This window comes from Streptomyces sp. NPDC050548, assembly GCF_044457385.1.
In the GTDB taxonomy this organism is placed as follows: Bacteria; Actinomycetota; Actinomycetes; order Streptomycetales; family Streptomycetaceae; genus Streptomyces.
Window position 1 is genome coordinate 21,449 of the sequence record NZ_JBITGV010000006.1, and the last position, 25,304, is coordinate 46,752.

Here is a 25,304-nt window from a genome sequence, read left to right on the forward strand (position 1 = left end):
ATGGGGGACGCGCGCACGTATCCTGGAGGCCCTCCCGGAGGCGTGGCACCGTCCTCCGCGAGGCACTCTCCGACTACGAAAGCGGCCAGCCATGCGCGTCTACGTCCCCCTGACCCTCCCCGGTCTCGCCGAGGCGTACAAGACGGGTGAGCTGGGGACGGGACCCTTCGTCGCGTACGCCGTCACACCCGCGCTGCGCGAGTGGTATCTCTCCGACGACATCGAGGAGTTGGAGTACGCCGCGCTGAACCGGGCCGCGCTGGCCTCGCTGCGGCTGCTGGCGGCCGACGTCGACGCACCGCGACGCCGGGTCGTGGTCGCCGTGGACGTGCCCGACGGCGCGGCGCACGCCGACCCCGACCGCGGACTCGAACCGGCGGCGCTCGGCGAGGTGCGGGTCACCGGAACCGTGGCGCTGGCCAGGGCGGCGGCCGTGCACGTGGATCTGGGTGACGCGGAGAACGACGTGAGCGCCGCCGCCGACGCGCTCCCGGCGGCGGATCGCGGGGACGACGACGCGCAGTTCGTAGTGGACGGGGCCGAGGACCACGAGCTGCTCTGGTACGCGACGCAGGAGATCCCGAACCTCGTCGGGCTGGCGGACTGAGCCCGTCCGATGTCCGTCCGGCGGCGGTCAGCCGGCTAAATATGGCCGTTGACCTGCGATTCTCTTGATTGTCAGTGTCGGCGGGTACGTTTTTTGGCATGGGGATGCAAGCAAACGCGCACATCGTCTGGGACTGGAACGGCACGCTGTTCCACGACAATGACGCGATCATCGGGGCGACCAACGCGGCGTTCGCCGAGCTGGGGCTCAAGGCGATCACGATGGAGGAGTACCGGACGCTGTACTGCGTGCCGGTGCCGAAGTTCTACGAGCGGCTGCTCGGGCGGCTGCCCACCGACGCCGAGTGGGAGGTCATGGACGACACCTTCCACCGGTACTACACCGAGCACCGGGTCGTCTGCGGGCTGACCGAGGGCGCGACGGACCTGCTCGCGGGATGGCGGACCGCGGGTCGCAGCCAGTCGATCCTCAGCATGTACGGCCATGACGAACTCGTCCCGCTGGTGCGGGAGTTCGGGATAGAACCGCACTTCATACGGGTCGACGGGCGCACCGGGCCCTCCGGCGGCAGCAAGGCCGAGCACATGGTGCGGCACCTCGGGGCGCTGGCCGACGTGGACCCCGCGCGTACCGTGGTGATAGGCGACGCGGCCGACGACGCCGTGGCCGCCCTGCACGTGGGGGCGCGGGCCGTGCTGTACACCGGCGGTTCGCACAGCCGGGCCAGCCTCGAAGTGGTCGGCGTGCCCGTGGTGGACTCGCTGGCGGAGGCGGTCGCGGAGGCGGAGCGGCTGGCGGCGTGACGGAGCACGCCGCCTCCAGAGTCACCCCGCCTCAAGAGTCACCCTGCCCCCAGGTCACGTCACCGGCGCCTTCGCCCGCAGCACCGTGAGGAACTCCCGCATCCAGCTGGAGTGATCCGGCCACGCGCGGGCGGAGACCAGGGTGCCGTCGACGACGGTCTCGGCGTCCTGGAAGGTCGCGCCGGCGGACTGCATGTCGAGTTCGAGGGCTGGGTAGGCCGTGACGCGCCGGCCGCGCAGGCCGTCGATCGCGGCGGTGAGCAGGGGGCCGTGGCAGATCTGGGCCACGGGCTTGTCCGTGTCGAAGAAGGACTTGAGGATCTTGCGGAGTTCGGGATCGTTGCGGAGGTACTCGGGGGCCCGGCCGCCGGGGATGACGAGGGCCGCGTACTGGCCGGGATCGACCTCGGAGAAGGCGAGATCGGCGGGCCAGGTGTAGCCGGGCTTCTCGGTGTAGGTGTCGAAGCCGGGTTCGAAGTCGTGGACGACGAACCGGAGCTGCTTGCGCTCGGGGGCCGCGATATGGACCTCGTAGCCCTCCTCGCGCAGGCGCTGGTAGGGGTAGAGGACCTCCAGCGACTCCGCTGCGTCGCCGGTGACGATGAGGATCTTCGCTGTCATGTCGGTGCGCTCCTCTGTGGCCGTGGCAGGCGTCTCCGCCGGGCGTCGTGAGCTCATGGGCATCGAGCGTCATGGGCTCATGGGCAACGTGCCGCGTGCCGGAGTGCTTGCCAAGGGCCCTCGCCGCGCGGACCTCCGTCACCGTCCCGACTGCCCGTGAATACGACGATTTCACTCTCTACGCCCCTGTGCACAACGTCAAAGTTCCCCCCTCTGTTTTGTACACATCCGGCTCGTGACGAGCCCCCGGTGAGGAGCGATAGCCTTGTGGCGTGATCAGCGCGATATTTCGCGGGGGCATCGTCGCCCCTGCTCCGCGCCCGGCGACCACGGACGACATCCGTGACCGGGCGGCGGTCGCTGGTCCCAGGGCCTGCTTCACAGGTCCGCGCGGGCGGGACGGAGCTCCAAGGGCTCCCAGGACGCCGTGCACACCCCGGGTACCGGCGCTACAGAGAGCAGCGTCACACCCTTCGGGCGTGCCGAAAATGGCTGATAACCCACCGCTCATCTCACCTTGCGGCATAGCGTCGGAGCAGACCGGACACCCCGGGCCGTGGCGTCGAGCCGCAGGGGAAGACATCGAACTTCCTTCTACGTCACGCAACGGCGCGCGACAGGAGCCAGAGGACAATGCAGACCAAGCTGGACGAAGCCAAGGCCGAGCTGCTCGAACGGGCTGCCCGGGTAGCTGAGAACAGCCCGGTCGGGGGGCACCTACCGACCGGGAAGACGGACGAGAGCACTCCTGACCGGGACACCGTGCTCGCGTTCCTCCAGCGCTACTACCTGCACACCGCCCCGGAGGACCTCGCCGACCGCGACCCGGTCGATGTCTTCGGCGCCGCCTACTCCCACTACCGGCTGGCCGAGACCCGCCCCCAGGGCACGGCCAACGTACGGGTGCACACCCCGACGGTCGAGGAGAACGGCTGGACGTGCAGCCACACCGTCGTCGAGGTCGTCACCGACGACATGCCCTTCCTCGTCGACTCCGTGACCAACGAACTGACTCGCCAGGGCCGTGGCATCCACGTCGTGATCCACCCGCAGGTCGTCGTCCGCCGCGACCTCACCGGCAAGCTCATCGAGGTGCTCACCACCCCGCCCACCGGCGAGCTGCCGCACGACGCGCACACCGAGTCCTGGATCCACGTCCAGATCGACCGCGAGACCGACCGCGCCGACCTGAAGCAGATCACCGCCGATCTGCTGCGCGTCCTGTCCGACGTCCGCGAGGCCGTCGAGGACTGGGAGAAGATGCGCGACCTGGCGCTGCGGATGGCCGATGAGCTGCCCGCCGAGCCGACCGCCTCCGACCTGCCCTCCAGCGAGGTCGGCGAGGCCCGCGAGCTGCTGCGCTGGCTGGCCGCCGACCACTTCACCTTCCTCGGCTACCGCGAGTACCAGCTCCGCGAGGACGACTCCCTCGCCGCGGTCCCCGGCACCGGCCTCGGCATCCTGCGCTCCGACCCGCAGCACGCGGGCGAGGACCACCACCCGGTGAGCCCGTCCTTCGAGCGGCTCCCGGCCGACGCCCGCGCCAAGGCCCGCGAGCACAAGCTCCTCGTCCTCACGAAGGCCAACAGCCGCTCCACGGTGCACCGGCCGTCGTACCTCGACTACGTGGGTGTGAAGAAGTTCGACGAGAACGGCGAGGTCGTCGGCGAGCGCCGCTTCCTGGGCCTGTTCTCCTCCGCCGCCTACACCGAGTCGGTTCGCCGGGTTCCCGTGATCCGGCGCACGGTCGACGAGGTGCTGGAGGGCGCCGGCTTCTCGCCCAACAGCCACGACGGGCGCGACCTGCTGCAGATCCTGGAGACGTACCCGCGCGACGAGCTGTTCCAGACCCCGGTCGACGAACTCCGCTCGATCGTCACGTCCGTGCTCTACCTCCAGGAACGCCGCCGGCTGCGCCTCTACCTCCGCCAGGACGAGTACGGCCGCTACTACTCGGCCCTCGTCTACCTCCCGCGCGACCGCTACACCACGGGCGTACGCCTCCGGATCATCGACATCCTCAAAGAAGAGCTCGACGGCACCAGTGTCGACTTCACCGCCTGGAACACCGAGTCGATCCTCTCCCGGCTGCACTTCGTGGTCCGCGTCCCGCAGGGCACCGAACTGCCCGAGCTGTCCGACGCCGACAAGGACCGCATCGAGGCCCGCCTGGTCGAGGCCGCCCGCTCCTGGGCCGACGGTTTCGGCGAGGCGCTGAACGCCGAGTGCGGCGAGGAGCGCGCCGCCGAACTGCTGCGCAGCTACGGCAACGCCTTCCCCGAGGGCTACAAGGCCGACCACAACCCGCGCGCCGCCGTAGCCGACCTGGTCCACCTCGAACGGCTCACCGAGGAGCAGGCCTTCGCGCTGAGCCTCTACGAGCCGGTGGGCGCCGCCCCGGACGAGCGCCGCTTCAAGATCTACCGCAAGGGCGAGTCGGTCTCTCTCTCCGCCGTGCTGCCGGTCCTCAGCCGCCTCGGCGTCGAGGTCGTCGACGAGCGGCCGTACGAACTGCGCTGCTCGGACCGTACGACCGCGTGGATCTACGACTTCGGGCTGCGGATGCCCAAGTCGCCGAACGGCAACGGGGACTACCTCGGCGACGACGGCCGCGAGCGGTTCCAGGAGGCGTTCGCCGCGACCTGGACCGGGCAGGCGGAGAACGACGGCTTCAACGCGCTGGTGCTGAGCGCCGGGATCGACTGGCGACAGGCGATGGTGCTGCGGGCGTACGCCAAGTACCTGCGGCAGGCCGGTTCGACCTTCAGCCAGGACTACATGGAGGACACCCTCCGCAACAACGTCCACACCACCCGGCTGCTCGTCTCCCTGTTCGAGGCGCGGATGTCGCCGGACCGGCAGCGCGCCGGGCGCGAGATCGTCGATGCCCTCCTCGAAGAGGTCGACGCGGCGCTCGACCAGGTGGCGAGCCTCGACGAGGACCGCATCCTGCGGTCCTTCCTGACCGTCATCAAGGCGACCCTGCGCACCAACTTCTTCCAGGAGGCACGCGGCGGGCACGCGCACGCGTACGTCTCGATGAAGTTCGACCCGCAGGCCATCCCGGACCTGCCCGCGCCGCGGCCGGCGTATGAGATCTGGGTGTACTCGCCGCGCGTCGAGGGCGTGCACCTGCGCTTCGGCAAGGTCGCGCGCGGCGGGCTGCGCTGGTCGGACCGGCGGGAGGACTTCCGTACCGAGATCCTCGGGCTGGTCAAGGCGCAGATGGTGAAGAACACCGTCATCGTGCCGGTCGGCGCCAAGGGCGGCTTCGTCGCCAAGCAGCTCCCGGACCCGAGCGTGGACCGGGACGCGTGGCTGGCCGAGGGCATCGCCAGCTACAAGATGTTCATCTCGGCCCTGCTCGACATCACCGACAACCTGGTGGCCGGCGAGGTCGTCCCCCCGGCGGACGTCGTCCGGCACGACGAGGACGACACCTACCTGGTGGTCGCCGCCGACAAGGGCACCGCGACCTTCTCGGACATCGCCAACGGAGTGGCCGAGAGCTACAACTTCTGGCTCGGCGACGCCTTCGCCTCCGGCGGCAGCGCGGGCTACGACCACAAGAAGATGGGCATCACCGCGCGCGGTGCCTGGGAGTCCGTCAAGCGGCACTTCCGGGAGCTGGGCGTCGACACGCAGACCGAGGACTTCACGGTCGTCGGCGTCGGCGACATGTCCGGTGACGTGTTCGGCAACGGCATGCTGCTCAGCGAGCACATCCGCCTGGTCGCCGCCTTCGACCACCGGCACATCTTCCTCGACCCGACCCCGGACGCGGCCGTCTCGTACGCCGAGCGGCGCCGTATGTTCGAGCTGCCGCGCTCCAGTTGGGCCGACTACAACACCGACCTGCTGTCGGCCGGCGGCGGGGTCTTCCCCCGTACGGCCAAGGCGATCCCGGTCAACGCCCATGTCCGCGAGGCCCTCGGCATCGAGGACAAGGTCGCCAAGATGACGCCGGCCGACCTGATGAAGGCGATCCTCAAGTCGCAGGTCGACCTGCTCTGGAACGGCGGCATCGGCACGTACGTCAAGGCCGGCACCGAGTCCCACGCGGACGTCGGCGACAAGGCCAACGACGCGATCCGGGTCGACGGCGGCGACCTGCGCGTCAAGGTCGTCGGCGAGGGCGGCAACCTGGGCCTGACCCAGCTCGGCCGGATCGAGTTCGCCCAGCAGGGCGGCAAGATCAACACCGATGCCATCGACAACAGCGCGGGCGTGGACACCTCCGACCACGAGGTGAACATCAAGATCCTGCTCAACGGCCTGGTCACCGACGGCGACATGACCGTCAAGCAGCGCAACAAGATCCTCGCCGAGATGACCGACGAGGTCGGCGCGCTCGTCCTGCGCAACAACTACGCGCAGAACACCGCGATCGCCAACGCGCTCGCCCAGTCCAAGGACATGCTCCACGCCCAGCAGCGCTTCATGCGCACGCTGGTCCGCGAGGGCCACCTCGACCGGGCCCTGGAGTTCCTGCCCACCGACCGCCAGATCCGCGAACGCCTTGCCCAGGGACAGGGGTTGACCAGTCCCGAGACGGCGGTCCTGCTGGCGTACACGAAGATCACGGTCGCCGACGAGCTGCTGCACACCACGCTCCCCGACGACCCCTACCTGCGCACCCTGCTGCACGCCTACTTCCCGACCGCGCTGCGCGAGAAGTTCGCCGAGCAGATCGACACCCACGCGCTGCACCGCGAGATCGTCACCACGGTCCTCGTCAACGACACGGTCAACACCGGCGGTACGAGCTTCCTGCACCGCCTCCGTGAGGAGACCGGGGCCTCCCTGGAGGAGATCGTCCGGGCGCAGACCGCGGCCCGCGCGATCTTCCACGCGGCCGAGGTGTGGGACGGCGTCGAGGCCCTCGACAACACCGTCGAGGCCCCCGTCCAGACCCGGATCCGGCTGCACTCGCGCCGCCTGTGCGAGCGCGGCACCCGTTGGCTGCTCAACAACCGGCCGCAGCCGCTTCAACTCGCCGAGACCGTCGAGTTCTTCGGCGAGCGCGTCGAGCAAGTCTGGTCCCAGCTGCCCAAGTTGCTGCGCGGCGCGGACCTGGAGTGGTACCAGCAGATCTACGACGAGCTGACCGGCGCCGGCGTCCCCGCCGAACTCGCCACTCGCGTGGCCGGTTTCTCCTCCGCCTTCCCGGCGCTGGACATCGTCTCGGTGGCCGACCGCACGGGCAAGGACCCGATGGACGTCGCCGAGGTCTACTACGACCTCGCCGACCGCCTCCACATCACCCAACTCATGGACCGCATCATCGAGTTGCCCCGCGCGGACCGCTGGCAGTCCATGGCCCGCGCCTCCATCCGCGAGGACCTGTACGCGGCCCACGCGGCCCTCACCGCCGACATCCTGACGGCGGGCAACGGTACTTCGACCCCCGAACAGCGCTTCACCGCCTGGGAGAAGAAGAACGCCGCGATCCTCGGCCGCGCCCGCACCACGCTGGACGAGATCCAGGGCTCGGAGATGTTCGACCTCGCCAACCTGTCGGTGGCGATGCGGACGATGCGCACCCTGCTGCGGACACATTCGTAGTCCCTACGACCGTCTCGTCGTAGTCCCTACGACCGTCCCTACGACGGCACAGGCGCCCCGGGCCGCAATGGCTCGGGGCGCCTTTTCATGGGGTGCCTTAGGGGTACTCAGGGCGAGCGCTTACTCAGCCCCGCTAAGCCTGGTGATGTGACTCTGAACCTCACCGAGGAACGCGTGACCGCCGCCCCCGTACGGCCGGTGCGCAAGGTCGTCCTGGAAGTCGTGAAATTCGGGATCGTCGGCGGCAGCGGCGTCCTCGTCAACTTCGCGGTCTTCAACGCCCTGCTGCACGGCCTGAGTTGGCCCGCGATGCTCGCGACGGTCCTGGCCAGCTGCGTCGCCATGGGCGCCAACTACCTCGGCTTCCGCTACTACACCTACCGCGACCGCGACGCCCCCGGCGCCCGCCGCATCGCCCTGTTCTTCGCCTTCAGCGGCATCGGCGTCCTCATGGAGAGCGGACTCTTCTACGTCGGCTACCACGGGCTGGGCCTTCACGGTCCGCTCGGGGCGAATGCCGTGAAGGCCCTGTCGATCGTGCTCGCGTCCGCGTTCCGGTTCCTGGTCTACCGCACCTGGGTGTTCCGGGGCGACGATCTCCCGAAGGACTGCTAAGCGGCCTTGTTCGCCGGGGCCTTGGGCTTGTCGGCGCCGCCGGTGAAGTTCTCGTAGGCCTCCAGGACCTCCTCCGTCGGGCCGTCCATCCGCAGCTCGCCGCGCTCCAGCCACAGCACGCGGTCGCAGGTGTCGCGGATCGACTTGTTGTTGTGGCTGACCAGGAAGACCGTGCCCGCGTGCTGCCGCAGCTCGCGGATCCGCTCCTCGGAACGCCGCTGGAACGACCGGTCACCGGTGGCCAGCGCCTCGTCGATCAGCAGGACGTCGTGGTCCTTGGCGGCGGCGATGGAGAACCGCAGCCGGGCGCCCATGCCGGAGGAGTACGTCCGCATGGGGAGCGTGATGAAGTCGCCCTTCTCGTTGATCCCGGAGAAGTCGACGATGCCCTGGTAGCGCTCCTTGACCTGCTCCCGGGACATGCCCATGGCCAGGCCGCCGAGGTAGACGTTGCGCTCGCCGGTCAGGTCGCCCATCAGCGCCGCGTTGACGCCGAGGAGGGAGGGCTGGCCGTGGGTGTAGATACGGCCGTTCTCGACCGGGAGGAGGCCGGCGACCGCCTTGAGCAGGGTCGACTTGCCGGAACCGTTCGTGCCGATCAGGCCGATCGCCTCGCCCTTGTAGGCGACGAACGACACCTTCTTGACCGCGTGCACCGTGCGCACGCCCGCCGCCTTCTCGGCCTTCTCGCGGCGCAGCATGCGGTTGAGGGCGGCGGTCGCGGAGCCGCGTCCGGCGCCGGTTCCGTTGACCCGGTAGATGATGTCGACGCCGTCGCAGACGACGGTCGGGATGGTGCTGTCCGCGGCCACGGGGGTCCGCTCGGTGTGGTACTCGATGGTCTGCTCAGCCACGGCCGTACGTCTCCTCAGCCTTCCAGAAGTAGATGAAGCCGCCGACACCGGCGACCAGCGCCCAGCCCGTCGCCGCCGCCCACACGTGCGGGGGGAGCTGGCTGGAGTGGAAGCTGTCGATCAGCGCGTACCGCATGAGGTCGATGTAGACCGCGGCCGGGTTGGTCTCCAGGGCGATCGTCACCGCGTGCGGCAGGTTGTCGCCCTTGGTCAGCTTGGAGATGCTCCACATGACACCGGACAGGTACATCCAGGTGCGCAGGATGAACGGCATCAGCTGGGCGATGTCCGGAGTCTTCGCGCCCATCCGCGCCATGACCATCGAGACGCCCGCGTTGAACGTGAACTGCAGGATCAGCGCCGGGATCGCCAGCAGCCAGGAGAAGCTGATCGGCACGCCGAAACAGATCAGGATGACGACCAGGGCGGCCATCGAGAACAGCAGCTGCTGGAGCTGCTGGAGCGCGAACGAGATCGGCAGCGCGGCCCGCGGGAAGTGCAGCGCCCGGACCAGGCCGAGGTTGCCGGAGATCGCGCGGGTGCCCGCCATGATCGAGCTCTGCGTGAACGTCCAGATGAACACCCCCGTCACCAGGAACGGGATGTAGTCCGGCACATGCTTCTTGGTGCCCAGCAGCACACCGAAGATGAAGTAGTACACCGCCGCGTTCAACAGCGGCGTCATCACCTGCCAGATCTGACCCAGCTTCGCCTGGCTGTACTGCGCGGTCAGCTTGGCGGTGGCGAACGCCGTGATGAAGTGGCGTCGCTCCCACAACTGCCGGACGTACTCGGGCAGGGAGGGGCGGGCGCCACTGACCGTGAGGCCGTGGCGGGCGGCGAGCGCCGCGAGGTCGTCTTCGTCGGCCGGGGCCGGCGAATGGGGCGGTGTGTGGAGGACCTGGCTCACATCCGCTGCTTTCGCTCGGGGGGAGGGGAATGCGTGCGTCCGGCTGCGGTGTCCCGTCGCCCGGCGTTTCCTTACGCTTCTCTTTACGTTCTCTTACGTCGGGACGGGACCGTATCGTCGCAACGTGAGCGTAGGCGGATTCGGCGTCGGAACGCAACCGTTTCGTCGTCACGGATGTGATCGGGCCGTTAGGTTCGCTGGGTGTGCGTCGGGACGGACCTGTTGCGTCGGTACGCGCCGGGCGGGACGGGTCCGTTTCGTCGCGACGCGCCCCACCCGCGTCGGAACGCAACCGTTTCGTCGCAACGCCCCTATGCTTGAGCTATGACGACGAACGCCGACGAGCCCACAACACGTCAGCGCCGCCGAACCCCCGCCGGGGCGGCCGTACTCCGCGAGGATGTGACCGAAGCCATCCGCGCGGCGGTCTTCGAGGAGTTGGCGGCGGTCGGGTATGCCCGGATGTCGATCGAGGGGATCGCGCGTCGCGCGGGGGTGGGCAAGACGGCGGTGTACCGCCGCTGGCGTTCGAAGCTGCACCTGGTGCTCGACGTCGTGTCGGCGATCGCGGTGATGGGGCTGCCGACGCCGGACACCGGTTCCCTGGAAAGCGACCTCCGGATGCTGTACGAGGTCACGTCACGCGCCCTGCGTCACCCCGTCGCCTCGCAGATCATCCCGGACCTCCAGGCCGAGGCGGCCCGGAACCCGGAGATCGCCGAGGCGATGCAGAAGGCGTTGCGCGAGGGCCAGGAGGGTGTGGCCAGCAAGATCCTCGCGGCCGCGGAGCACCGTGGTGAGATCCGCCCCGGCATGGACGAGGACCTGGCGCTGGACCTGATCTCCGGCCCCCTGTACTGGCGGGCCGTGGTGATCCGCAGCCCGAAGCTGCCGAAGGGATACCTGGGGGCGCTGGCCCGGGCCACCACGGAGGGACTCAAGGCGCTGTAGGGCGCCGCCGCACCCCCGGCGCACCGCCCCGGCGAGTCAGTCTCCCCGCCGGTCCAACCGCCGTGCCAGTCCCCGGAGTTCACGCGCCCGCAGCACCCGCCCGCCGAACCCCGGCAACGGTACGTGCAGGGCCTCGCTCCAGCGCTCGGGGATCGCCGCGCTCCCGTACACCGCTCCGGCGAGCCCGCCCGTCACGGCGGCGACGGTGTCCGTGTCGCCGCCGAGGTCGATCGCGGCCCGCACGGCGTCCTCGTACGAGGGAGTCGTCCGCAGGGCCCAGACGGCGGAGCCGAGGCAGGGCCAGACGGCGCCGTTGAACTCCGTCGCCCGGTCGGGGTGCCAGCCGGGGGAGAGGACGACGGCGTACCGCTCCCGGTGGCCGGGGTGGACGTGTCCGAGGGTCTCCTCGACGGCGCCGAGCGGGTCGTCGCCGTCCAGCGCGACGCGCACCAACTCGTGGAAGACGGCCGTCCCTTCCCAGGCCGCGCGGTCTCCGTGGGTGAGCGCGGAGATGCGGCGGGCGGCGTCCATCGTGGCGTCACGGCCCTCGCGCGCGAAGTACACCGACGAGGGCGCGGCGCGCATCAACGCGCCGTTCCCGGCGCCCCGTTGGCTGGTCTGGAAGTGCAGGGCGGCGGCCAGGTCCCAGGGGTCGCCGCCGCTCAGCACGGCCTCGGTCTGCAGGCCGATGTCCTTCGGGTCGGCGGCCGCCCATCGCCGGAACCGCCCGAACATGTCCGGTAGTCGGAGCCCGTCGCACTCCAGCAGCGACTCCGCCACGAGTACGGCCATCTGCGTGTCGTCGGTGGCCTCGCCCGGGTCCCAGCCGCCGCCCCCGCACATCTCACCGCCGTCGCCGGGCGCCGGAAACCGGGCGGAGAAGGCGCCTTCGGGGCCGAACTCGAAGGGCGCGCCCAGCGCGTCGCCGACGGCGGAGCCGAGGACGGCGCCCACGGCGCGTTCCGTCCGGGAGCGACCGTCCATCAGGCCCGCGCGGCCCCCGGATGCAGCCGCACCCACCCCTCCCACGCCGACGCGATCATGTCCTGGACGTCGTGCTTGGCCTTCCACCCCAGTTCGCTGGTGATGCGGTCGGCGGAGGCGACTACGCGGGCCGGGTCGCCGGGGCGGCGGGGGTGGATGGTCGGGGGACGGTCGTAGCCGGTGATCGCGTTGATGCGGTCGATCATCTCGCGGACCGAAACGCCTTCCCCGCGGCCGATGTTGAGGGTGAGGGCGCGGCCGGGGGAGGCCTGGAGGGCGCGGGCCGCGGCGACGTGGGCCTCGGCCAGGTCGACGACGTGGATGTAGTCGCGGACGGTGGTGCCGTCCGGGGTGGCGTAGTCGTCGCCGAAGATGCGCGGGGGCAGGTCCTCGGTCAGCTTCTCGAAGACCATGGGGACGAGGTTGAAGACGCCGATGTCGGCGAGTTCGGGGGCGGCGGCCCCGGCCACGTTGAAGTAGCGCAGGGAGGCCGTGGACAGGCCGGTGGCGCGGCCGGTGGCGCGGACCAGCCACTCACCCGCCAGCTTCGTCTCGCCGTACGGGGACATGGGCACGCACGGCGTCTCCTCGGTGACCAGCTCCACGTCCGGCATGCCGTAGACGGCCGCCGAGGACGAGAACACGAAGGACGGGACGCCGGCCGTGGTCACCGCCTCCAGGAGGACGCGCAGGCCCTCGACGTTCTCCCGGTAGTAGCGCAGGGGCTGGTCGACCGACTCGCCGATCTGCTTCTTCGCCGCCAGGTGGACGACTCCGGTGACGTCCTGGTCGGCGAGGGTGCGGGCCACGAGTTCCGCGTCCAGCGTCGAACCCAGCACCACGGGCACACCGTCGGGCACGCGCGCGGCGATGCCGGTGGACAGGTCGTCGTAGACGACCACCTGTTCGCCCGCCTCGGTCATCGCCCTCACGACGTGCGCCCCGATGTAGCCGGCTCCGCCGGTGATCAGCCAGGTCATGTGCGGCAGTCCCCTCCGTCACTGGATGTCGCTCGATCCGTGGTGGCGCGTTCCTCGCGCTCCCCGGGCCTCAGTCAATCAGGCGCCGGAGTGTGCCGCGGTCAACCGTTGGGACTCCCCGTGCGGACCGGAGGGCCGCACGCGCGCGTGCGGTGTCGCCGGGACCGGCCGCGACGACCGCCACAGACGGACGAAGGAGAGGACGGCCGCGGCGCCCAGCAGACCGTTGCGCGCGACCATCAGGGCGCAGCCCGTCCATGTGCTGCGGATGACGTCGCCGTACAGGCCGGGGAACTCGACGGCGCTGATCACGGTCGCCGCCACGATCAGCGCGGCCACCGGGCGCTGCACGGTGTGCCGGGAGGTCAGGCAGACGGCGGCCAGGCCGAGCAGCCAGATCATGTACTGGGGGCTGATCACCCGGCTGGTCACGGTGAACAGCAGGACGGCGCTCAGCGCGGCGTCGTAGGGGGTCGCGTCGGTCCAGCGGCGGGCCCGGATCCGCCACAGCAGCAGGAACCCGAAGGCGACCGCGGTGAGTGCGAGGGAGATGTCGGCGACGGCGGAGACGTGCGGTCCCGTGAACTCCATCGCGCCGTACTGGTAGCGCGCCCGGCCCGGCCAGCCGAGGTGGGTCGCCAGGCCGAGGGCCGTGCCGCCCAGTGACTCGATCTGTACGCCTCTGCCGCCCTGTTGGCGCAAGAAGGCAAGAGGATTGTTGAACAAGGCTACGAGCATCATGAGCGACAGGACCCCCGCCCCCACCGCCCACGACCACACCGACCGCGTCGCCCGCCCCCTCGGCGCCCCCAGCAGCACCAGCGCCGGCCACACCTTCACCAGCGCGCCCAGCGCCGCGAACGCGCCGCACGCACGCGTGGAGCGCGACAACGTCAACAGGGAGATGACGGCGAACGCCGTGACCTGCACGTCGTAGCGGACGAGGGGCATGTCCAGAAGGAGGGGGAGACAGCCGATCCAGTAGGCGGCACCGCGCAGGCTGCGGCCGGGGCGGGTGCCCGCGCGGGCCAGGACCACGGTGATCAGCGCGTCGGTGGCGAGGGTGAGGACGACGAACGCCTGGAAGTACGTCAGATCCGGCAGCAGCGCCGGGGCCAGCAGGACCGGTCCCGCCCCCGGCGGGTACTGCCACAGGTGGTCGTGGGCCGGGAACGCGCCCTGCGACAGGACCCCGTACCAATGGTGGTAGAGGCGCCACACCTCCCGGGCGACCGCGCCCCGGCCGAGCAGGGGCAGGCCGTTGTACGCGAGGAGGAGCAGCATTCCCGCGCGCGTGGCGAGCCAGGCGAGCGTGAGGGCGAGGAGGCGGTGTCTGCGGACGGCGTTCATCATGGCGGATCGTAAGCCGGGTGAATGCCGCATGAATGCTAATACACCGTCAATCGTTGGTAAGAGCCCGCTTACAGTACAAAATCAGCCAGGTGGACAGCCAAGGTGAGCGTGAGTACGGGCCCGGGCGACGGACGCGTGCGGAGGTCGTGGCCGTCGTCGTGCCGGTGGCCGTCATGCTCGCGCTGGGGCTGTGGGGGCTCGACCGCGGCGGCATGTGGGGCGACGAGGGCGTCACGTTCCTGGTGGGGCGGCGCACGGTGCCGCAGATCTGGCACCTGCTGCACGGCGTCGACGCGGTGCACGGCCTGTACTACCTGCTCCTGCACGCCGTCCTGGCCGTCCACCCCGGCGAGGTGGCCCTGCGCCTGCCGTCGGTGTGCGGCGCGGCGGCGACGGCCGGCCTGGTCGCGGCCCTCGGCGTCCGCCTGGCCCGCCCCCGCGTCGGCCTCTGGGCCGGCCTGCTCTACGCGATCACCCCCCTCGTCGGCCACTACGCACAGGAGGGCCGGTCGTACGCCCTCGTCGCGGCCGGGGTCACCGGGGCGACGCTGCTCCTCGTGCGGGCGCTGGAAGGGCGCCCGTGGTGGCCGTACGGCGCTGTCCTCGCCGTGACCTTTCTGCTGCACGAGTTCGCCGTACTGGTGCTCTGCGCGCACGCGTTGACGCTGCTGGCGGCGCGGGTGCCGAGGGCGGTGTGGGCCGGCTGGGGGCGTGCGGCGGGCGTGGCGGTGGGGATCCTGCTGCCGTTGGTGTGGGTGTCCCAGCGGCAGTCGGGGCAGGTGGCGTGGCTCCGGGTGCCGGACCGGGACACGACCGAGCGGCTGGCCCGCGGTTTCCTGTCCGTCACCCCGACCGGAGCCGTCTTCTGGACCTCGGTCCTGCTGATCCTGCTGGGACTCGGCGCGGGACGGCTCGCGTCGGTCGCGCTGCCGTTGCTGGTGGTGCCGCCGGTGATCCTGCTGACGGTCTCGCAGTTCCGGCCGCTGTTCCACGAGCGGTATGTGCTGTACGCGCTGGCGGGGGCGCCGTTGCTGGTGGCGGCGGGGGCGGACTGGCTGGTGGGGATGGTGGGGCGGCTGTGGCCGGCGGCCCTCCTGCATCCGGAAGCCGCCCATGAGGCGGGCCGAGAGGCTGTGGTCGAACGTCACCCCCAGTTGGTCGGCGCCTTGCCCGCGCGCGGCCACCACCCCGGAGTCACCGCGAGCGGTCACCACCCCGGAGCCGCGACTCGCCCACCGCTGACCGGAGTCGACCGCACGACCGGAGCCGCGAGCCCCCAGCCGAGTCCCTCACGGCGCCACCCGAAACGGCCTGCCCACACCCGCCTCGTCACCCTCGCCGGCGCGCTGGCCCTGGCCGTCCCCTTCCTCCACGGCCTCCCCGCCTACCGCAACGACCGCCTGGCGGCCCACCGCCCCGAGAACCTCGCCGTGGTCTCCGCCCTCGCAGGTCGTGAACTGCGCCCCGGTGACCCCGTGTTGTTCCTGCCGTCGTTCTGGCGGGTGACGGCGTCGGCGTATCCGGGCTCGTTCGCCGGGGCGCGGGACCTGGCGCTGGCGGAGTCGGGGGCGAGGTCGGGGACGCTGAGCGGGCGTGAGGTGGCACCGGCGGAACTGGAGGCCAGGCTCGCCGGTGCGGACCGCGTGTGGATCGTCGCGCAGTCGAATCTGCTGCCGTCCCGCTGGGTGCCCGGCGACCCGGTCGACCGGGTCAAACTCGACGTCGTGGACGGGGAGTTCGCGAGCCGGAGGCAGTACGTGAGCGGACGCGTGAAGCTGGCCCTCTACATCCGCCGAACGCCCCCGCAGGACATGGTCATGCCGGCTCCGCGACACCTGGTCATGCCTGCTCCAGCGCCGCCGAGTCCAGCGCGCCGGTGAGTTCGTCGAGCCGTGCCCGCAGCGCGCGGATCTCGTCGACGTCGAAGCCGGTCGCGCCGAGGATGCGGCGCGGTACGTCGAGGGCGCGTTCGCGCAGGGCGACGCCCTCGTCCGTGAGCCGTACCTCCACCGAGCGCTCGTCGCGGGCGCTGCGCTCCCGCCGTACCAGACCCGCCGTCTCCAGCCGCTTGAGCAGCGGGGACAGCGTGCCGGAGTCGAGTCGCAGGTGTTCGCCGAGCTTCTTGACGGGCAGCTCGCCGTGCTCCCACAGCACCAGCATCACCAGGTACTGCGGGTAGGTGAGCCCGAGATCCTTGAGCAGCACGCGGTAGACGCCGCCGAAGGCGCGGGACGCGGCGTTCAGGGAGAAGCAGATCTGCTGGTCCAGGCGGAGCCAGTCGCTGGTGGGGGTGTCGGCGGGAGTGGTGGTCATGGTTCCAGGATAGCGCGAGTGGGCCATTTAGTTGTGTGCAATTAAATTGTGTGCTCTACTTATGGCCGTGAGGCGGTCCGGACACCCGGGCCGAACGCCTCGTAAAGACTTCCGAGAGGGATGGTTTTCCATGGACGCGATCTACACCGCCGTAGCCACCGCCACCCACGGCCGTGACGGCCGCGCGGTCAGCAACGACGGCAAGATCGACCTTCAGCTCGGCATTCCGGTAGAGATGGGCGGCAACGGCCAGGGCACCAACCCTGAGCAGCTGTTCGCCGCCGGTTACGCCGCCTGTTTCGGCAGCGCCCTCGGCCTCGTCGGCCGGCAGGCGAAGGTCGACGTCACCGACGCGGCCGTGACCGCCGAGGTCGGCATAGGCAAGCAGGGCGAGGGCTTCGGCCTCAAGGTGACGCTGCGCGTCGAGCTCCCCGACACCGTGGACGAGGCGACCGGCCGCAAGCTCGTCGAGACCGCCCACCAGGTCTGCCCCTACTCGAACGCGACCCGCGGCAACATCGAGGTCGACCTCGTCATCGAGTAGTCACCACTTCGCTTCTACGACCCCGGCGACGAGCGCTGATCACCTCGTCGCCGGGGTCGCCCGCGTCACCGGACCGGCTGAGCCCGCTCCCCGAGCCCGGGCGCCTGCGCCGGCACCGCGACGACCGCCTTCCCCCGCACCGCACTCTCCAGCAGCAACGGCACGCCCACCACCGGCAACAGCCACACCAGCACGATCAGCCGCCCGCCCCAGACACTGATGTCCGGGTGCGCGGCCTGCGTGAGAATCCCGGTGAACGCGGCCCCGATGACGAACACCCCGAACACCGGCCGCCGCAGCGCACCCCACACACCGGCGCCCAGCGCCGCCGCGAGCACCGGCTGCCACAGCTGCTGTCGCGTCCACTCCAGCCAGAAGTTCGCCTCCAGATGCAGGAATTCGGGATACAGCCGGGCACGGTCGGGGCGCGCGTAGTGATCGGTCAGCAGGTCCTGAAGGCTGTCGGTCTGCGACGGATAGTGCAGGAGCCCCGCCAACAGCAGAGTTCCTACGGCCGCCACCGCGCCGAGCCCCGCGACCACCGCCCACTCCCGCTTCCGCTGTCGTACGGCGACCAGCGCGCCCGCACCGGCCAGGCACAGCCCGAGGAACAGGGCCTGCGAGTGCTTGACCGTGAACAGGAGCAGCAGGGAACCGCCGACGAGGGCGAGGGCGGCGCGCGTACGGCGGCCCGTCGACACCAGCGCGCAGCCCCACACCGCCGCCAGCGTCAGGGCCATCATCAGGCCCTCGGTCATCGGGCGCATCGCGGTCGTCCCGCACGGCAGGACGTAGTAGAGGGCCTGCCCGGTCAGCGCGAGCGGCACCGACACGGACAGCGTGCGCAGGATCAGGAACACGAGGATCCCGCCCGCGACCGTGAGGACGACACTCGACGTCCACAGCCCCCACACCGGCCCGAGCAGTGTGACGAACGGGACCAGGAACACCGGGTATCCGGGCCGCACTTCGAAGATCCGCATGAACCGCTCGGGCATGAACGGCGTGATGAACCCACCGCTGTTCCCGGCCCGCACCTGCGCGTCCACCACTCGCCACTGGGCGGCCCGGCACTTCTTCGCGACCCGCGCGGCCGGGTCCTTGCCGTGGAAGTTCAGCGCGTTGACGCTCTGATCGCGCCGCGCCACCGCCCCCCTGCTCGCGCAGTAGTAGTCGATGGTGACGGTCGCCGCCGCGCGCTTGCTCTCACCGCTCAGACTCAGCGCGTACGACAGGTAGTTCTTGGTGTCGGGGGTGTCCCGGCCGGTGACATTGGCGAGTTGGAGCACCGCGAACACGGCGGCCAGCACCAGCACCCACGTGCGGGGCCTCATGAGGACGCCAACTGGTCGTGGCCGGCGGCGGGGGACGGGACTCGCGCGGCGGGTCCGGCCGACGGCTGTCGGCCGTCCTCACCCAACAGTAGCGTCCGTACGACCCTCTCGGCGGCGTTCCCGTCGTCGAACTCGCAGTAGCGCGCCCGGAATTCGGCCCGCAATCGCGTCGAGTCCTCGTCCCGCCAGGCGCCCGAGGCGAAGAGCCACGCCAACTCCCGGTAGGAACCGGACACATGGCCTGGTGGTGCGGCGGTGACGTCGAAGTAGGTGCCCCGGCTCGCCGCGTACGCCTCCCGGTCGTCGGCGTGGAGGACGATCGGCCGGTCGAGGTTGGCGTAGTCGAACATCAGGGCCGAGTAGTCGGTGACCAGCGCGTCGGAGGCCAACATGACGTCCTCCACGGCGGGTTCGTCGGTCGCGTCGACCAGCACACCCCGCCGGTGCAGATCCGCGAGCCCCATGCCCCGCGCGGGACCGGTCGCGAGAGACGGATGCAGGCGTACGACGAGGGTGTGCGCCGGGCCGAGATCCTCCGCGAACCGGGCGAGGTCGAGCCGGTCGACGTGCCCGCTCCGCACGTACTCGCGGCGGGTCGGCGCGTACAGCACGACGGTGTGGTCGGCGGGGATGCCGAGCCGTTCCCGAACTGCCCTCCCCGCCCCGGGCGTTGCTCCCACGAGCACGTCGTTGCGCGGGCTCCCCGTCCGCGCCGACGCGAAGTGGCACGGGTACGCCCGCTCCCACACCAGCTCCGAGTGCCGGTTGGCGACGAGGCTGTGGTCCCAGCGGTCGGCGCGGCGGAGCATCTGCGGTACGTCGACGCCGCAGCGGGCGCCGGGCTTGTCCAGCAGGTCGGCCGCCATGTACTTGAGCGGGGTGCCCTGGTGGGTGTGGATGTGGATGCTGCCGGGGCGCTTGGTGAGGGTGCCGGGCCAGTTGACGTTGTTCACGAAGTACTTGGCCCGCGCGGTGACTTGGTGAAAGCGCGGGGTGTTGAGGAGGACGTGCTCGACATCCGGGGGCAGCAACGCGGCTTGCTCCGCGTCCTGTACGACCCACACGCCCCGGAGGTGTGGCGCGATCTCCCGCGCCTTGTAGTAGACGGCGGCCGGGTCGCCGAGGACCCCGCGGTGCGAAAAGGCCGAGTACACCACGAGGTTGGGGTCGAGGGAGCGGCGGGCGTGCAGCGCGCCCCAGCCGCTCTTGACCCGCCCCGCCGCCGACTTGCGTGCCTGCAGCGCCCGCCGTTCGAGCTGCCGTGCGGCCCGCCCCGCCTGCCGCCTGACCAGGTACCTCGCGTAACTCCCTTCCAGGGCACGGACTTCGGCGTCCACCGGTGCCCCCGCCGCCGGCTTGTGCTTGGCGAACAGTTCGGCGGTACGGCGGAAGAACTCGGCCTTGTCGGACGGGGGCAGGCGGTCCGGCTTGCCGAGGATGTCGAGACAGTGCTCGCCCATCTTGCGGTGCAGGTAGGGGCGCCAGCTCGCCAGCTCCGGGCGGGAGTCGACGAACGCGAAGACCCGCTCGTACTGGTCGTGGATGTCGAAGTGCTTGCGGCTGGTGGTGGACAGGATGTTGCCCTGCCGCCGCTGCCGGTAGTTGAGGCAGATCCGGTCGAGGGTGGCGATCCGCTCGGCGCTGAGGAGCACCGGGAACGTCCAGGGCGTGTCCTCGTAGTAGCCCGGCGGGAACTCGAAGGCGTGCTTGTGCACGAACTCGCGGCGGTACACCTTGTTCCACACGACCATCAACAGGTCGAGGATCTCCGGGTGTTCGGCGACGGCGAAGGTGTCGTCGACCTCCGTCAGAACGTGCGCGAGGACGTTGCGGCGAGTGCCGCCCCACCAGTAGGTGCGCGCGTAGTCGAAGACCAGGACGTCCGGGTCGCCGCTCGCGTCGAGCCGGTCGGCCATCGCGCGCAGGGCGCCCGGGGTGAGGGTGTCGTCGCTGTCGAGGAAGAAGAGGAAGTCGCCGGAGGCCAGGGGCATTCCGGCGTTGCGGGCACGCCCGAGACCGACGTTCTCCGGCAGGTGCAGCACCTGTACGCGCGGGTCGCGGGCCGCGTACTCGTCGAGGATCGCGCCGCAGCCGTCCGGCGAGCAGTCGTTCACGGCGATCACCTCGATGTCCCGGTAGGACTGCTCCAGGACCGAGTCGAGGCACTCGCGCAGAAAGCCCTGCACCTTGAAGACGGGGACGATGACGCTGAAGCGGGGCACTTCGGGTTCAGCTCCTTACGAGGGTGGCGGCGGGGGCCGGGACGCGCTCCGCGAGCGGGATCACGGGCGGGACCGCCTCCGGCGGCTCACCGAGGAACACCCGGCGTACGACCCGCTCGGCGGCCAGCCCGTCGTCGAACTCGCAGAAACGGGACCGGAATTCGGCTCGCAGGGACGTGGACTCCGCCCCCGCGTACGAGCCGTCGCGGAACACCTGGGCCAGTTCCTCGGGCGTACGGGTCACCGGGCCCGGCGGGGCCTCCATGAGGTCGAAGTAGACGCCCCGCGTCTCCCGGTAGACGTCCCAGTCGTCGGCGTACACGACGATCGGCCGGTCGAGGTTGGCGTAGTCGAACATGATCGACGAGTAGTCCGTGACCAGCGCGTCGGCGGCCAGGCACACGTCCTCGGAGGAGCGGTGCCCGGTCACGTCGATGATCCGGCCGGTGTTCTTCGCCCGGCCCTGGTCGTAGAAGTAGTGGGCGCGCAGCAGCACGACCACGTCCTCACCGGCCGCCGCGCAGAAGGCCTCCAGGTCGAGGCCGGTGTCGAAGCCGGTCTGGTAGTCGCGGTGGGTCGGCGCGTACAGGACGGCCGTCTTGCCCTCCGGGACACCCAACTCCCGCCGCACGCGCGCCACTTCGTCGGCCGTCGCCGTGTAGTACACGTCGTTGCGCGGATAGCCGTACTCCAGCGCCTCGTACGAGCCGGGGAAGGCGCGCTCCCACATCTGGGTGGAGTGCCGGTTGGAGGAGATGTTGTAGTCCCAACGGTCCACCCGGCCCAGCAACTTGGCGAAGCTGCCGGTCGCGGCGGCCACCACCGGGTACGTCGACTGGTCGACGCCCATCTTCTTCAGCGGGGTCCCGTGCTGCGTCTGGACGTGCACGCTGCCGCACCGCTTGACGACGCCCTCGGCGAAGTTGGCGTTGTTCACCAGGTACTTGGCGCGCGCCAGCACCTCCCAGTACTTCCGGCTGCCGATCACGGCGTGCTCGACGCCCTTCGGTACGGCGTCCACAGCGTCCGGCTCGACCAGGAACACCGAGCGGATGTGCGGGGCGAGTTCGGCGGCCTTGGCGTGGATCGCGGCCGGGCTGCACGCGTAGCCACGGCCCCAATAGGCGCAGTAGACGGCCAGGTTGGGGTCGAGGGGACGGCGCAGGTCGCGGGCGTAGCGCAGGCGGGTGCGGAGCATCCGGGGGCGCGGGACCCGCTCGGCCGCCTCCGACGCCGAGCGGTTGACGCCGCGCAGCGCCCGGAACGCCGAGTACGCCCCCGACGCCAGCAACCGGTGCTGCACCCCCACACTCCCGCCCGGCGCGCGGAAACCGGCGGGCCGGTGTGTGCGGTACAGCCGCCCCGCCCGCCGGAAGAAGGCGCGGTGTCCGGAGGGGAGGCGTTCGGGGCGGGAGGCCGTCTTCAGCACCACCGCGAAGAGCTGTTCGAACAGGGCGCCGGACAGAGCGCTGTCGGCCGCACGCGTCAGCACCATGTCGACCTGGTCGAGGAGTTGGTGGTGGTGCGCGCCCGGCAGGTTGAGCCGGCTGCCCTGCCGTCGCAGCAGATGCCGTACGACGACCGAGCGCAGCACCGCCACCCGCTCGGCGGCGAGGGTGACCAGGCCGCCCCAGCCGAGGTCCGTGAACGGGCCCTCGGGGAAGGTGAGTCGGTTGTCGGTGAGGAAGGCGCGGCGGTAGGCCGCGCTCCAGGCCGGGAGCTGAATGCCCGTCAACTGCGGTGCCTGGGCGGGGGAGAAGGCGCCGGCCGGGGTCTTCGCCAGCAGCGGGGCGGCCGGGTTGGTGGGCTCGCCCTCCCACCACGGGGTGCGCTCGTGCTCGAAGTACAGGACGTCGACGTCACCGGTCTCGGTGAGGCGGGCGTCCAGTGCGGCCAGCGATCCCGGGGCGAGGGTGTCGTCGCCGTCCAGGAACAAGACGTAGGCGCCGGTCGCCGCCCGCAGGCCGGTGTTGCGTGCCCCGCTCAGGCCCGCCGAGGGCGGTGAGTGCACCGGGGCGACCCGGGAGTCCCGTCCGGCGTGGGCGTCGGCGACGTCGGCGGCCGGGGAGCCGGGGGCGTCGCAGACCGGGATCAGCTCGAAGTCGCCGTAGGACTGCGCGAGGACCGAGTCCAGGGCCTGGGAGAGCCGGCCGGCGACCCCGTGGGACGGGACGATGATGCTGAAGCGGGGCATTCTGTTCTTTCTCCAGTGGTCCGGAGGGGAGGTTCCGGGTCAGTGCGCGCGGCGGCCGGGGCGCCCGGTCGGACGCCACGTCGACGGCCTGGTCGGTGTCGGCCGTGAAGGGCTTGAGGGCATGTGAACTCCCCGGTGTGGGAACGGCGTTCAGAGGCGGTCGGTGACGGGCCGGGACGACGTGGGCTGCGGCACGGTCGTGAGGGGGGAGTGTGTGCGGCTCGCGGCGACCGAGGGGACCGGGTGGCGGTCGGTGAGCGGGAGGACCGGCGGGAGGTCTCTCTCGCCCAACACCACGTGGCGTACGACCCGTTCGGCGGCGCGGCCGTCGTCGTAGGGGCAGAAGCGCTCGCGGAACGCGGCGCGCAGTTGCGCCGAGCGGGAGCCGCGCCAGTGGTCGGTCGCGAAGATGTCGATCAGTTCGTCCTCGCTGCGCGCGACCGCGCCCGGCGGGAAGGCCCGCAGGTCGAAGTAGGTGCCGCGGGCCGCCTCGTAGGCCTCCCAGTCGTCGGCGTGGATGACGATCGGGCGGTCGAGGTTGGCGTAGTCGAACATCAGGGACGAGTAGTCGGTGACCAGCGCGTCCGAGGCCAGGCAGAGCGATTCGACACTGGGGTGGTCGGTGACGTCGATGATCCGGCCGGACGCGGCCGTCGCGAGCGGGCCCTCGTGCCAGTAGTGGGCGCGGGCCAGTACGACGAAGCGCGGGCCGAGGCGGCGCAGCACGCGGTCGAGGTCGAGGTGGGCGCGCTGAACGCGGCGGTAGTCGCGGTGAGTTGGGGCATAGAGCAGGGCGATCGCGTCCTGCGGGATGCCGAGCGACTCGCGCAGGCGGTGCACGTCGGCCGAAGTCGCCTGCTGGAACACGTCGTTGCGGGGATAGCCGTAGGCGAGCGTGGTGTAGCTGCCGGGGTAGACCCGCTCCCAGGTCAGGGTGGTGTGGCGGTTGGGGGACAGGACGTGGTCCCACTTGTCGACGCCCTTGAGGAGTTCGCCGAAGTCCATGTCCCGTGCGGCTGCCGGGCGTTCCTGGAGGTCGAGGCCCATGTGCTTGAGGGGGGTGCCGTGTTGGGTCTGGATGAGCACCTGGCCGGGGCGCTTGACCAGCCGGCGGTCGAAGTTGACGTTGTTCACCAGGTACTTGGAGCGGGCCAGCGCCGTCCAGTAGGAGACCGTGTTCGGACGCAGCCTGCGGGTGGCGGCCGGGATCGTGTGGTGGTGCTCGGGGCGGGCGATCCACGCGGTGCGGATGTGCGGGGCGTGGGTGCGGAACGCGGTCTCCAGCGCGCCCGGGTTGCAGCTGTGGCCGCGCCCCCAGTAGGCGGCGAACACCGCGCGATCCCGTAGCGGGAGCCGGAGTTGGACCTTGTAGTGCAGCTGGAGGACGGCCGCCCGCAGATTTCGCAGGAGCTTGGCGGTGAGCTTCACCGCCCGGCGACGCCAGCTCATCGCCTTCTGCACGGCCCGGAAGGTGCGGTGGACGCCGAAGTGTACGAACGTGTGCCGCATCCGGGTGCGCAGCGGGACCGAGGTGCCGGGGATGCGGTAACGGCGGTAGTGGGCACGGGCCTTGCGCAGGAACTCGGCGCGGGTGCCGCGCGGGAGGCGGTCCGGCTTGGTGAAGACCGTTGCGAGGTGGTCGACCATGCGGCGGAACAACAGCGGCCGCCACTGGGCGAGTTCGGGGCGCGCGTCGACGAACGCGAAGACCCGGTCGTACTGGTCGAAGACGTCGAAGTGCTTACGGCTGGTGGTGCCGAGGATGTTGCCCTGGCGGCGCTGCCGGTAGTGGACGCAGACCCGGTCGAGGGTCGCGATCGTCTCCGCCGCCATCAGTACCGGGTAGGTCCACGGGGTGTCCTCGTAGTAGCCGGGCGGGAAGGCGAAGCCCTGGCGCTCGACGAACTCCCGCCGGTACGCCTTGTTCCAGGCGACCATGATGACCCGCAGCAGCCCGGGGCGGTCCTCCAGGCGGAAGGGTGCCGGGCCCTGTTCGGTCAACTGGGCGGCGACCTTGTTGCGTTGGGCCTCACCGTTCCAGAAGGTGCGGGCGTAGTCGAAGACGAGGACGTCGGGCTCGCCGGTCTCCTTGAGGCGGTCGGCGATCGAGCGCAGTGCGTCGGGCGTGAGCGTGTCGTCGCTGTCGAGGAAGACGAGATAGTCGCCGGTCGCCTGTTCCAGACCGGCGTTGCGGGCGCGGCCGAGGCCTTGGTTCTCGGGGAGGTGGACGGCGCGTACGCGGGCGTCGCGGGCCGCGAACTCGTCGATGATCGCGCCGCAGGCGTCCGGCGAGCAGTCGTCGACCGCGATCAGCTCCAGATCGGGATACGACTGGGAGAGCACCGATTCCAGGCATTCGTGCAGGTACGCCTGGACCTTGTACGCGGGGACAATGACACTGAACCTGGGCAAGGGACATCCATGGGTCGGTCGGCGCGGGCGTTCTGCCCGGGAACGGCCGATGGAGTGACTTGGTTACGCCGCGTACGGCAT

General features: G+C 70.7%; 18 protein-coding genes. 7 read left to right on the plus strand and 11 right to left on the minus strand.

Features of this window, described 5'->3' with window-relative positions; all coding sequences use genetic code 11:
• The first annotated feature begins 91 nt into the window (after positions 1–91).
• Both ACIBJH_RS18075 and ACIBJH_RS18080 read left to right on the plus strand, forming a co-directional pair.
• Positions 92–607 (plus strand): DUF6912 family protein, encoded by a 516-nt coding sequence (locus tag ACIBJH_RS18075; RefSeq protein ID WP_399117838.1) that lies wholly within the window; start codon positions 92–94, stop codon positions 605–607.
• Between the two features lie 98 nt (positions 608–705).
• A complete protein-coding gene (locus ACIBJH_RS18080) occupies positions 706–1,371 on the plus strand; it encodes an HAD family hydrolase (protein WP_399117839.1) in 666 nt (221 codons plus the stop codon).
• 54 nt (positions 1,372–1,425) lie between these two features.
• Here ACIBJH_RS18080 and ACIBJH_RS18085 read toward each other — a convergent pair whose 3' ends face one another.
• Positions 1,426–1,992 carry a DJ-1/PfpI family protein gene (locus tag ACIBJH_RS18085; RefSeq protein WP_399117840.1) on the minus strand — a complete coding sequence of 189 codons (567 nt, stop codon included), beginning with the start codon at positions 1,990–1,992 and terminating at the stop codon, positions 1,426–1,428.
• 633 nt (positions 1,993–2,625) lie between these two features.
• On the opposite strand from ACIBJH_RS18085, the gene ACIBJH_RS18090 reads away from it, so the two are divergent.
• Entirely contained in the window at positions 2,626–7,557 is a 4,932-nt protein-coding gene (locus ACIBJH_RS18090) for an NAD-glutamate dehydrogenase (protein ID WP_399117841.1), read from the plus strand.
• A gap of 147 nt (positions 7,558–7,704) precedes the next feature.
• Positions 7,705–8,172 (plus strand): GtrA family protein, encoded by a 468-nt coding sequence (locus tag ACIBJH_RS18095; RefSeq protein WP_399117842.1) that lies wholly within the window; start codon positions 7,705–7,707, stop codon positions 8,170–8,172.
• Here the strand turns inward: ACIBJH_RS18095 and ACIBJH_RS18100 are convergent.
• Both ACIBJH_RS18100 and ACIBJH_RS18105 read right to left on the minus strand, forming a co-directional pair.
• Entirely contained in the window at positions 8,169–9,026 is an 858-nt protein-coding gene (locus tag ACIBJH_RS18100) for an ABC transporter ATP-binding protein (RefSeq protein ID WP_399117843.1), read from the minus strand. The genes ACIBJH_RS18095 and ACIBJH_RS18100 overlap by 4 nt on opposite strands.
• Positions 9,019–9,936 carry an ABC transporter permease gene (locus tag ACIBJH_RS18105; protein ID WP_362983385.1) on the minus strand — a complete coding sequence of 306 codons (918 nt, stop codon included), beginning with the start codon at positions 9,934–9,936 and terminating at the stop codon, positions 9,019–9,021. Before ACIBJH_RS18105 ends, ACIBJH_RS18100 begins: the two co-directional genes overlap by 8 nt.
• 324 nt (positions 9,937–10,260) lie before the next feature.
• On the opposite strand from ACIBJH_RS18105, the gene ACIBJH_RS18110 reads away from it, so the two are divergent.
• Positions 10,261–10,887 (plus strand): TetR/AcrR family transcriptional regulator, encoded by a 627-nt coding sequence (locus ACIBJH_RS18110; RefSeq protein ID WP_399117844.1) that lies wholly within the window; start codon positions 10,261–10,263, stop codon positions 10,885–10,887.
• A gap of 36 nt (positions 10,888–10,923) precedes the next feature.
• Here the strand turns inward: ACIBJH_RS18110 and ACIBJH_RS18115 are convergent, their stop codons facing one another.
• The 3 genes from ACIBJH_RS18115 to ACIBJH_RS18125 form a co-directional block, all read right to left on the minus strand.
• Positions 10,924–11,871 carry an ADP-ribosylglycohydrolase family protein gene (locus tag ACIBJH_RS18115; RefSeq protein ID WP_399117845.1) on the minus strand — a complete coding sequence of 316 codons (948 nt, stop codon included), beginning with the start codon at positions 11,869–11,871 and terminating at the stop codon, positions 10,924–10,926.
• Entirely contained in the window at positions 11,871–12,851 is a 981-nt protein-coding gene (gene galE, locus ACIBJH_RS18120) for a UDP-glucose 4-epimerase GalE (RefSeq protein WP_399117846.1), read from the minus strand. The genes ACIBJH_RS18115 and galE overlap by 1 nt, the downstream gene beginning before the upstream one ends.
• Positions 12,852–12,929: 78 nt before the next feature.
• On the minus strand, positions 12,930–14,201 hold the full coding sequence (locus ACIBJH_RS18125) for a glycosyltransferase 87 family protein (protein ID WP_399118193.1): 1,272 nt from the start codon (positions 14,199–14,201) through the stop codon (positions 12,930–12,932).
• Positions 14,202–14,377: 176 nt separating this feature from the next.
• On the opposite strand from ACIBJH_RS18125, the gene ACIBJH_RS18130 reads away from it, so the two are divergent.
• A complete protein-coding gene (locus tag ACIBJH_RS18130) occupies positions 14,378–16,084 on the plus strand; it encodes a hypothetical protein (protein ID WP_399118194.1) in 1,707 nt (568 codons plus the stop codon).
• Here the strand turns inward: ACIBJH_RS18130 and ACIBJH_RS18135 are convergent.
• Positions 16,044–16,517, minus strand: coding sequence for a MarR family transcriptional regulator (locus ACIBJH_RS18135; RefSeq protein WP_359607431.1), 474 nt, complete (start codon positions 16,515–16,517; stop codon positions 16,044–16,046). The genes ACIBJH_RS18130 and ACIBJH_RS18135 overlap by 41 nt on opposite strands.
• A gap of 130 nt (positions 16,518–16,647) precedes the next feature.
• Between ACIBJH_RS18135 and ACIBJH_RS18140 the strand changes: the two genes are divergently transcribed.
• On the plus strand, positions 16,648–17,061 hold the full coding sequence (locus ACIBJH_RS18140; protein ID WP_019056748.1) for an organic hydroperoxide resistance protein: 414 nt from the start codon (positions 16,648–16,650) through the stop codon (positions 17,059–17,061).
• 65 nt (positions 17,062–17,126) lie between these two features.
• Here ACIBJH_RS18140 and ACIBJH_RS18145 read toward each other — a convergent pair whose 3' ends face one another.
• The 4 genes from ACIBJH_RS18145 to ACIBJH_RS18160 all read right to left on the minus strand — a co-directional run bounded on the left by ACIBJH_RS18145 (position 17,127) and on the right by ACIBJH_RS18160 (position 25,223).
• The gene (locus ACIBJH_RS18145) at positions 17,127–18,395 is read right to left on the minus strand and encodes a hypothetical protein (protein WP_399117847.1); all 1,269 of its coding nucleotides are present in this window, start codon (positions 18,393–18,395) and stop codon (positions 17,127–17,129) included.
• A complete protein-coding gene (locus ACIBJH_RS18150) occupies positions 18,392–20,617 on the minus strand; it encodes a CDP-glycerol glycerophosphotransferase family protein (RefSeq protein WP_399117848.1) in 2,226 nt (741 codons plus the stop codon). Before ACIBJH_RS18150 ends, ACIBJH_RS18145 begins: the two co-directional genes overlap by 4 nt.
• Positions 20,618–20,624: 7 nt before the next feature.
• Positions 20,625–22,811, minus strand: coding sequence for a CDP-glycerol glycerophosphotransferase family protein (locus tag ACIBJH_RS18155; RefSeq protein ID WP_399117849.1), 2,187 nt, complete (start codon positions 22,809–22,811; stop codon positions 20,625–20,627).
• A 150-nt stretch (positions 22,812–22,961) separates the two neighbouring features.
• Complete coding sequence (locus ACIBJH_RS18160) at positions 22,962–25,223, minus strand: CDP-glycerol glycerophosphotransferase family protein (RefSeq protein WP_399117850.1); 2,262 nt, start codon at positions 25,221–25,223, stop codon at positions 22,962–22,964.
• Positions 25,224–25,304: the final 81 nt, after the last annotated feature.

Excerpts from the sequence above, each read along its gene's own strand:
- ACIBJH_RS18075 (WP_399117838.1), top strand. The coding sequence starts at position 92 with ATGCGCGTCTACGTCCCCCTGACCCTCCCCGGTCTCGCCGAGGCGTAC.
- ACIBJH_RS18080 (WP_399117839.1), top strand. The coding sequence starts at position 706 with ATGGGGATGCAAGCAAACGCGCACATCGTCTGGGACTGGAACGGCACG.
- ACIBJH_RS18085 (WP_399117840.1), bottom strand. The coding sequence starts at position 1,992 with ATGACAGCGAAGATCCTCATCGTCACCGGCGACGCAGCGGAGTCGCTG.
- ACIBJH_RS18090 (WP_399117841.1), top strand. The coding sequence starts at position 2,626 with ATGCAGACCAAGCTGGACGAAGCCAAGGCCGAGCTGCTCGAACGGGCT.
- ACIBJH_RS18110 (WP_399117844.1), top strand. The coding sequence starts at position 10,261 with ATGACGACGAACGCCGACGAGCCCACAACACGTCAGCGCCGCCGAACC.
- ACIBJH_RS18115 (WP_399117845.1), bottom strand. The coding sequence starts at position 11,871 with ATGGACGGTCGCTCCCGGACGGAACGCGCCGTGGGCGCCGTCCTCGGC.
- galE (WP_399117846.1), bottom strand. The coding sequence starts at position 12,851 with ATGACCTGGCTGATCACCGGCGGAGCCGGCTACATCGGGGCGCACGTC.
- ACIBJH_RS18125 (WP_399118193.1), bottom strand. The coding sequence starts at position 14,201 with ATGAACGCCGTCCGCAGACACCGCCTCCTCGCCCTCACGCTCGCCTGG.
- ACIBJH_RS18130 (WP_399118194.1), top strand. The coding sequence starts at position 14,378 with ATGCTCGCGCTGGGGCTGTGGGGGCTCGACCGCGGCGGCATGTGGGGC.
- ACIBJH_RS18135 (WP_359607431.1), bottom strand. The coding sequence starts at position 16,517 with ATGACCACCACTCCCGCCGACACCCCCACCAGCGACTGGCTCCGCCTG.
- ACIBJH_RS18140 (WP_019056748.1), top strand. The coding sequence starts at position 16,648 with ATGGACGCGATCTACACCGCCGTAGCCACCGCCACCCACGGCCGTGAC.
- ACIBJH_RS18145 (WP_399117847.1), bottom strand. The coding sequence starts at position 18,395 with ATGAGGCCCCGCACGTGGGTGCTGGTGCTGGCCGCCGTGTTCGCGGTG.
- ACIBJH_RS18155 (WP_399117849.1), bottom strand. The coding sequence starts at position 22,811 with ATGCCCCGCTTCAGCATCATCGTCCCGTCCCACGGGGTCGCCGGCCGG.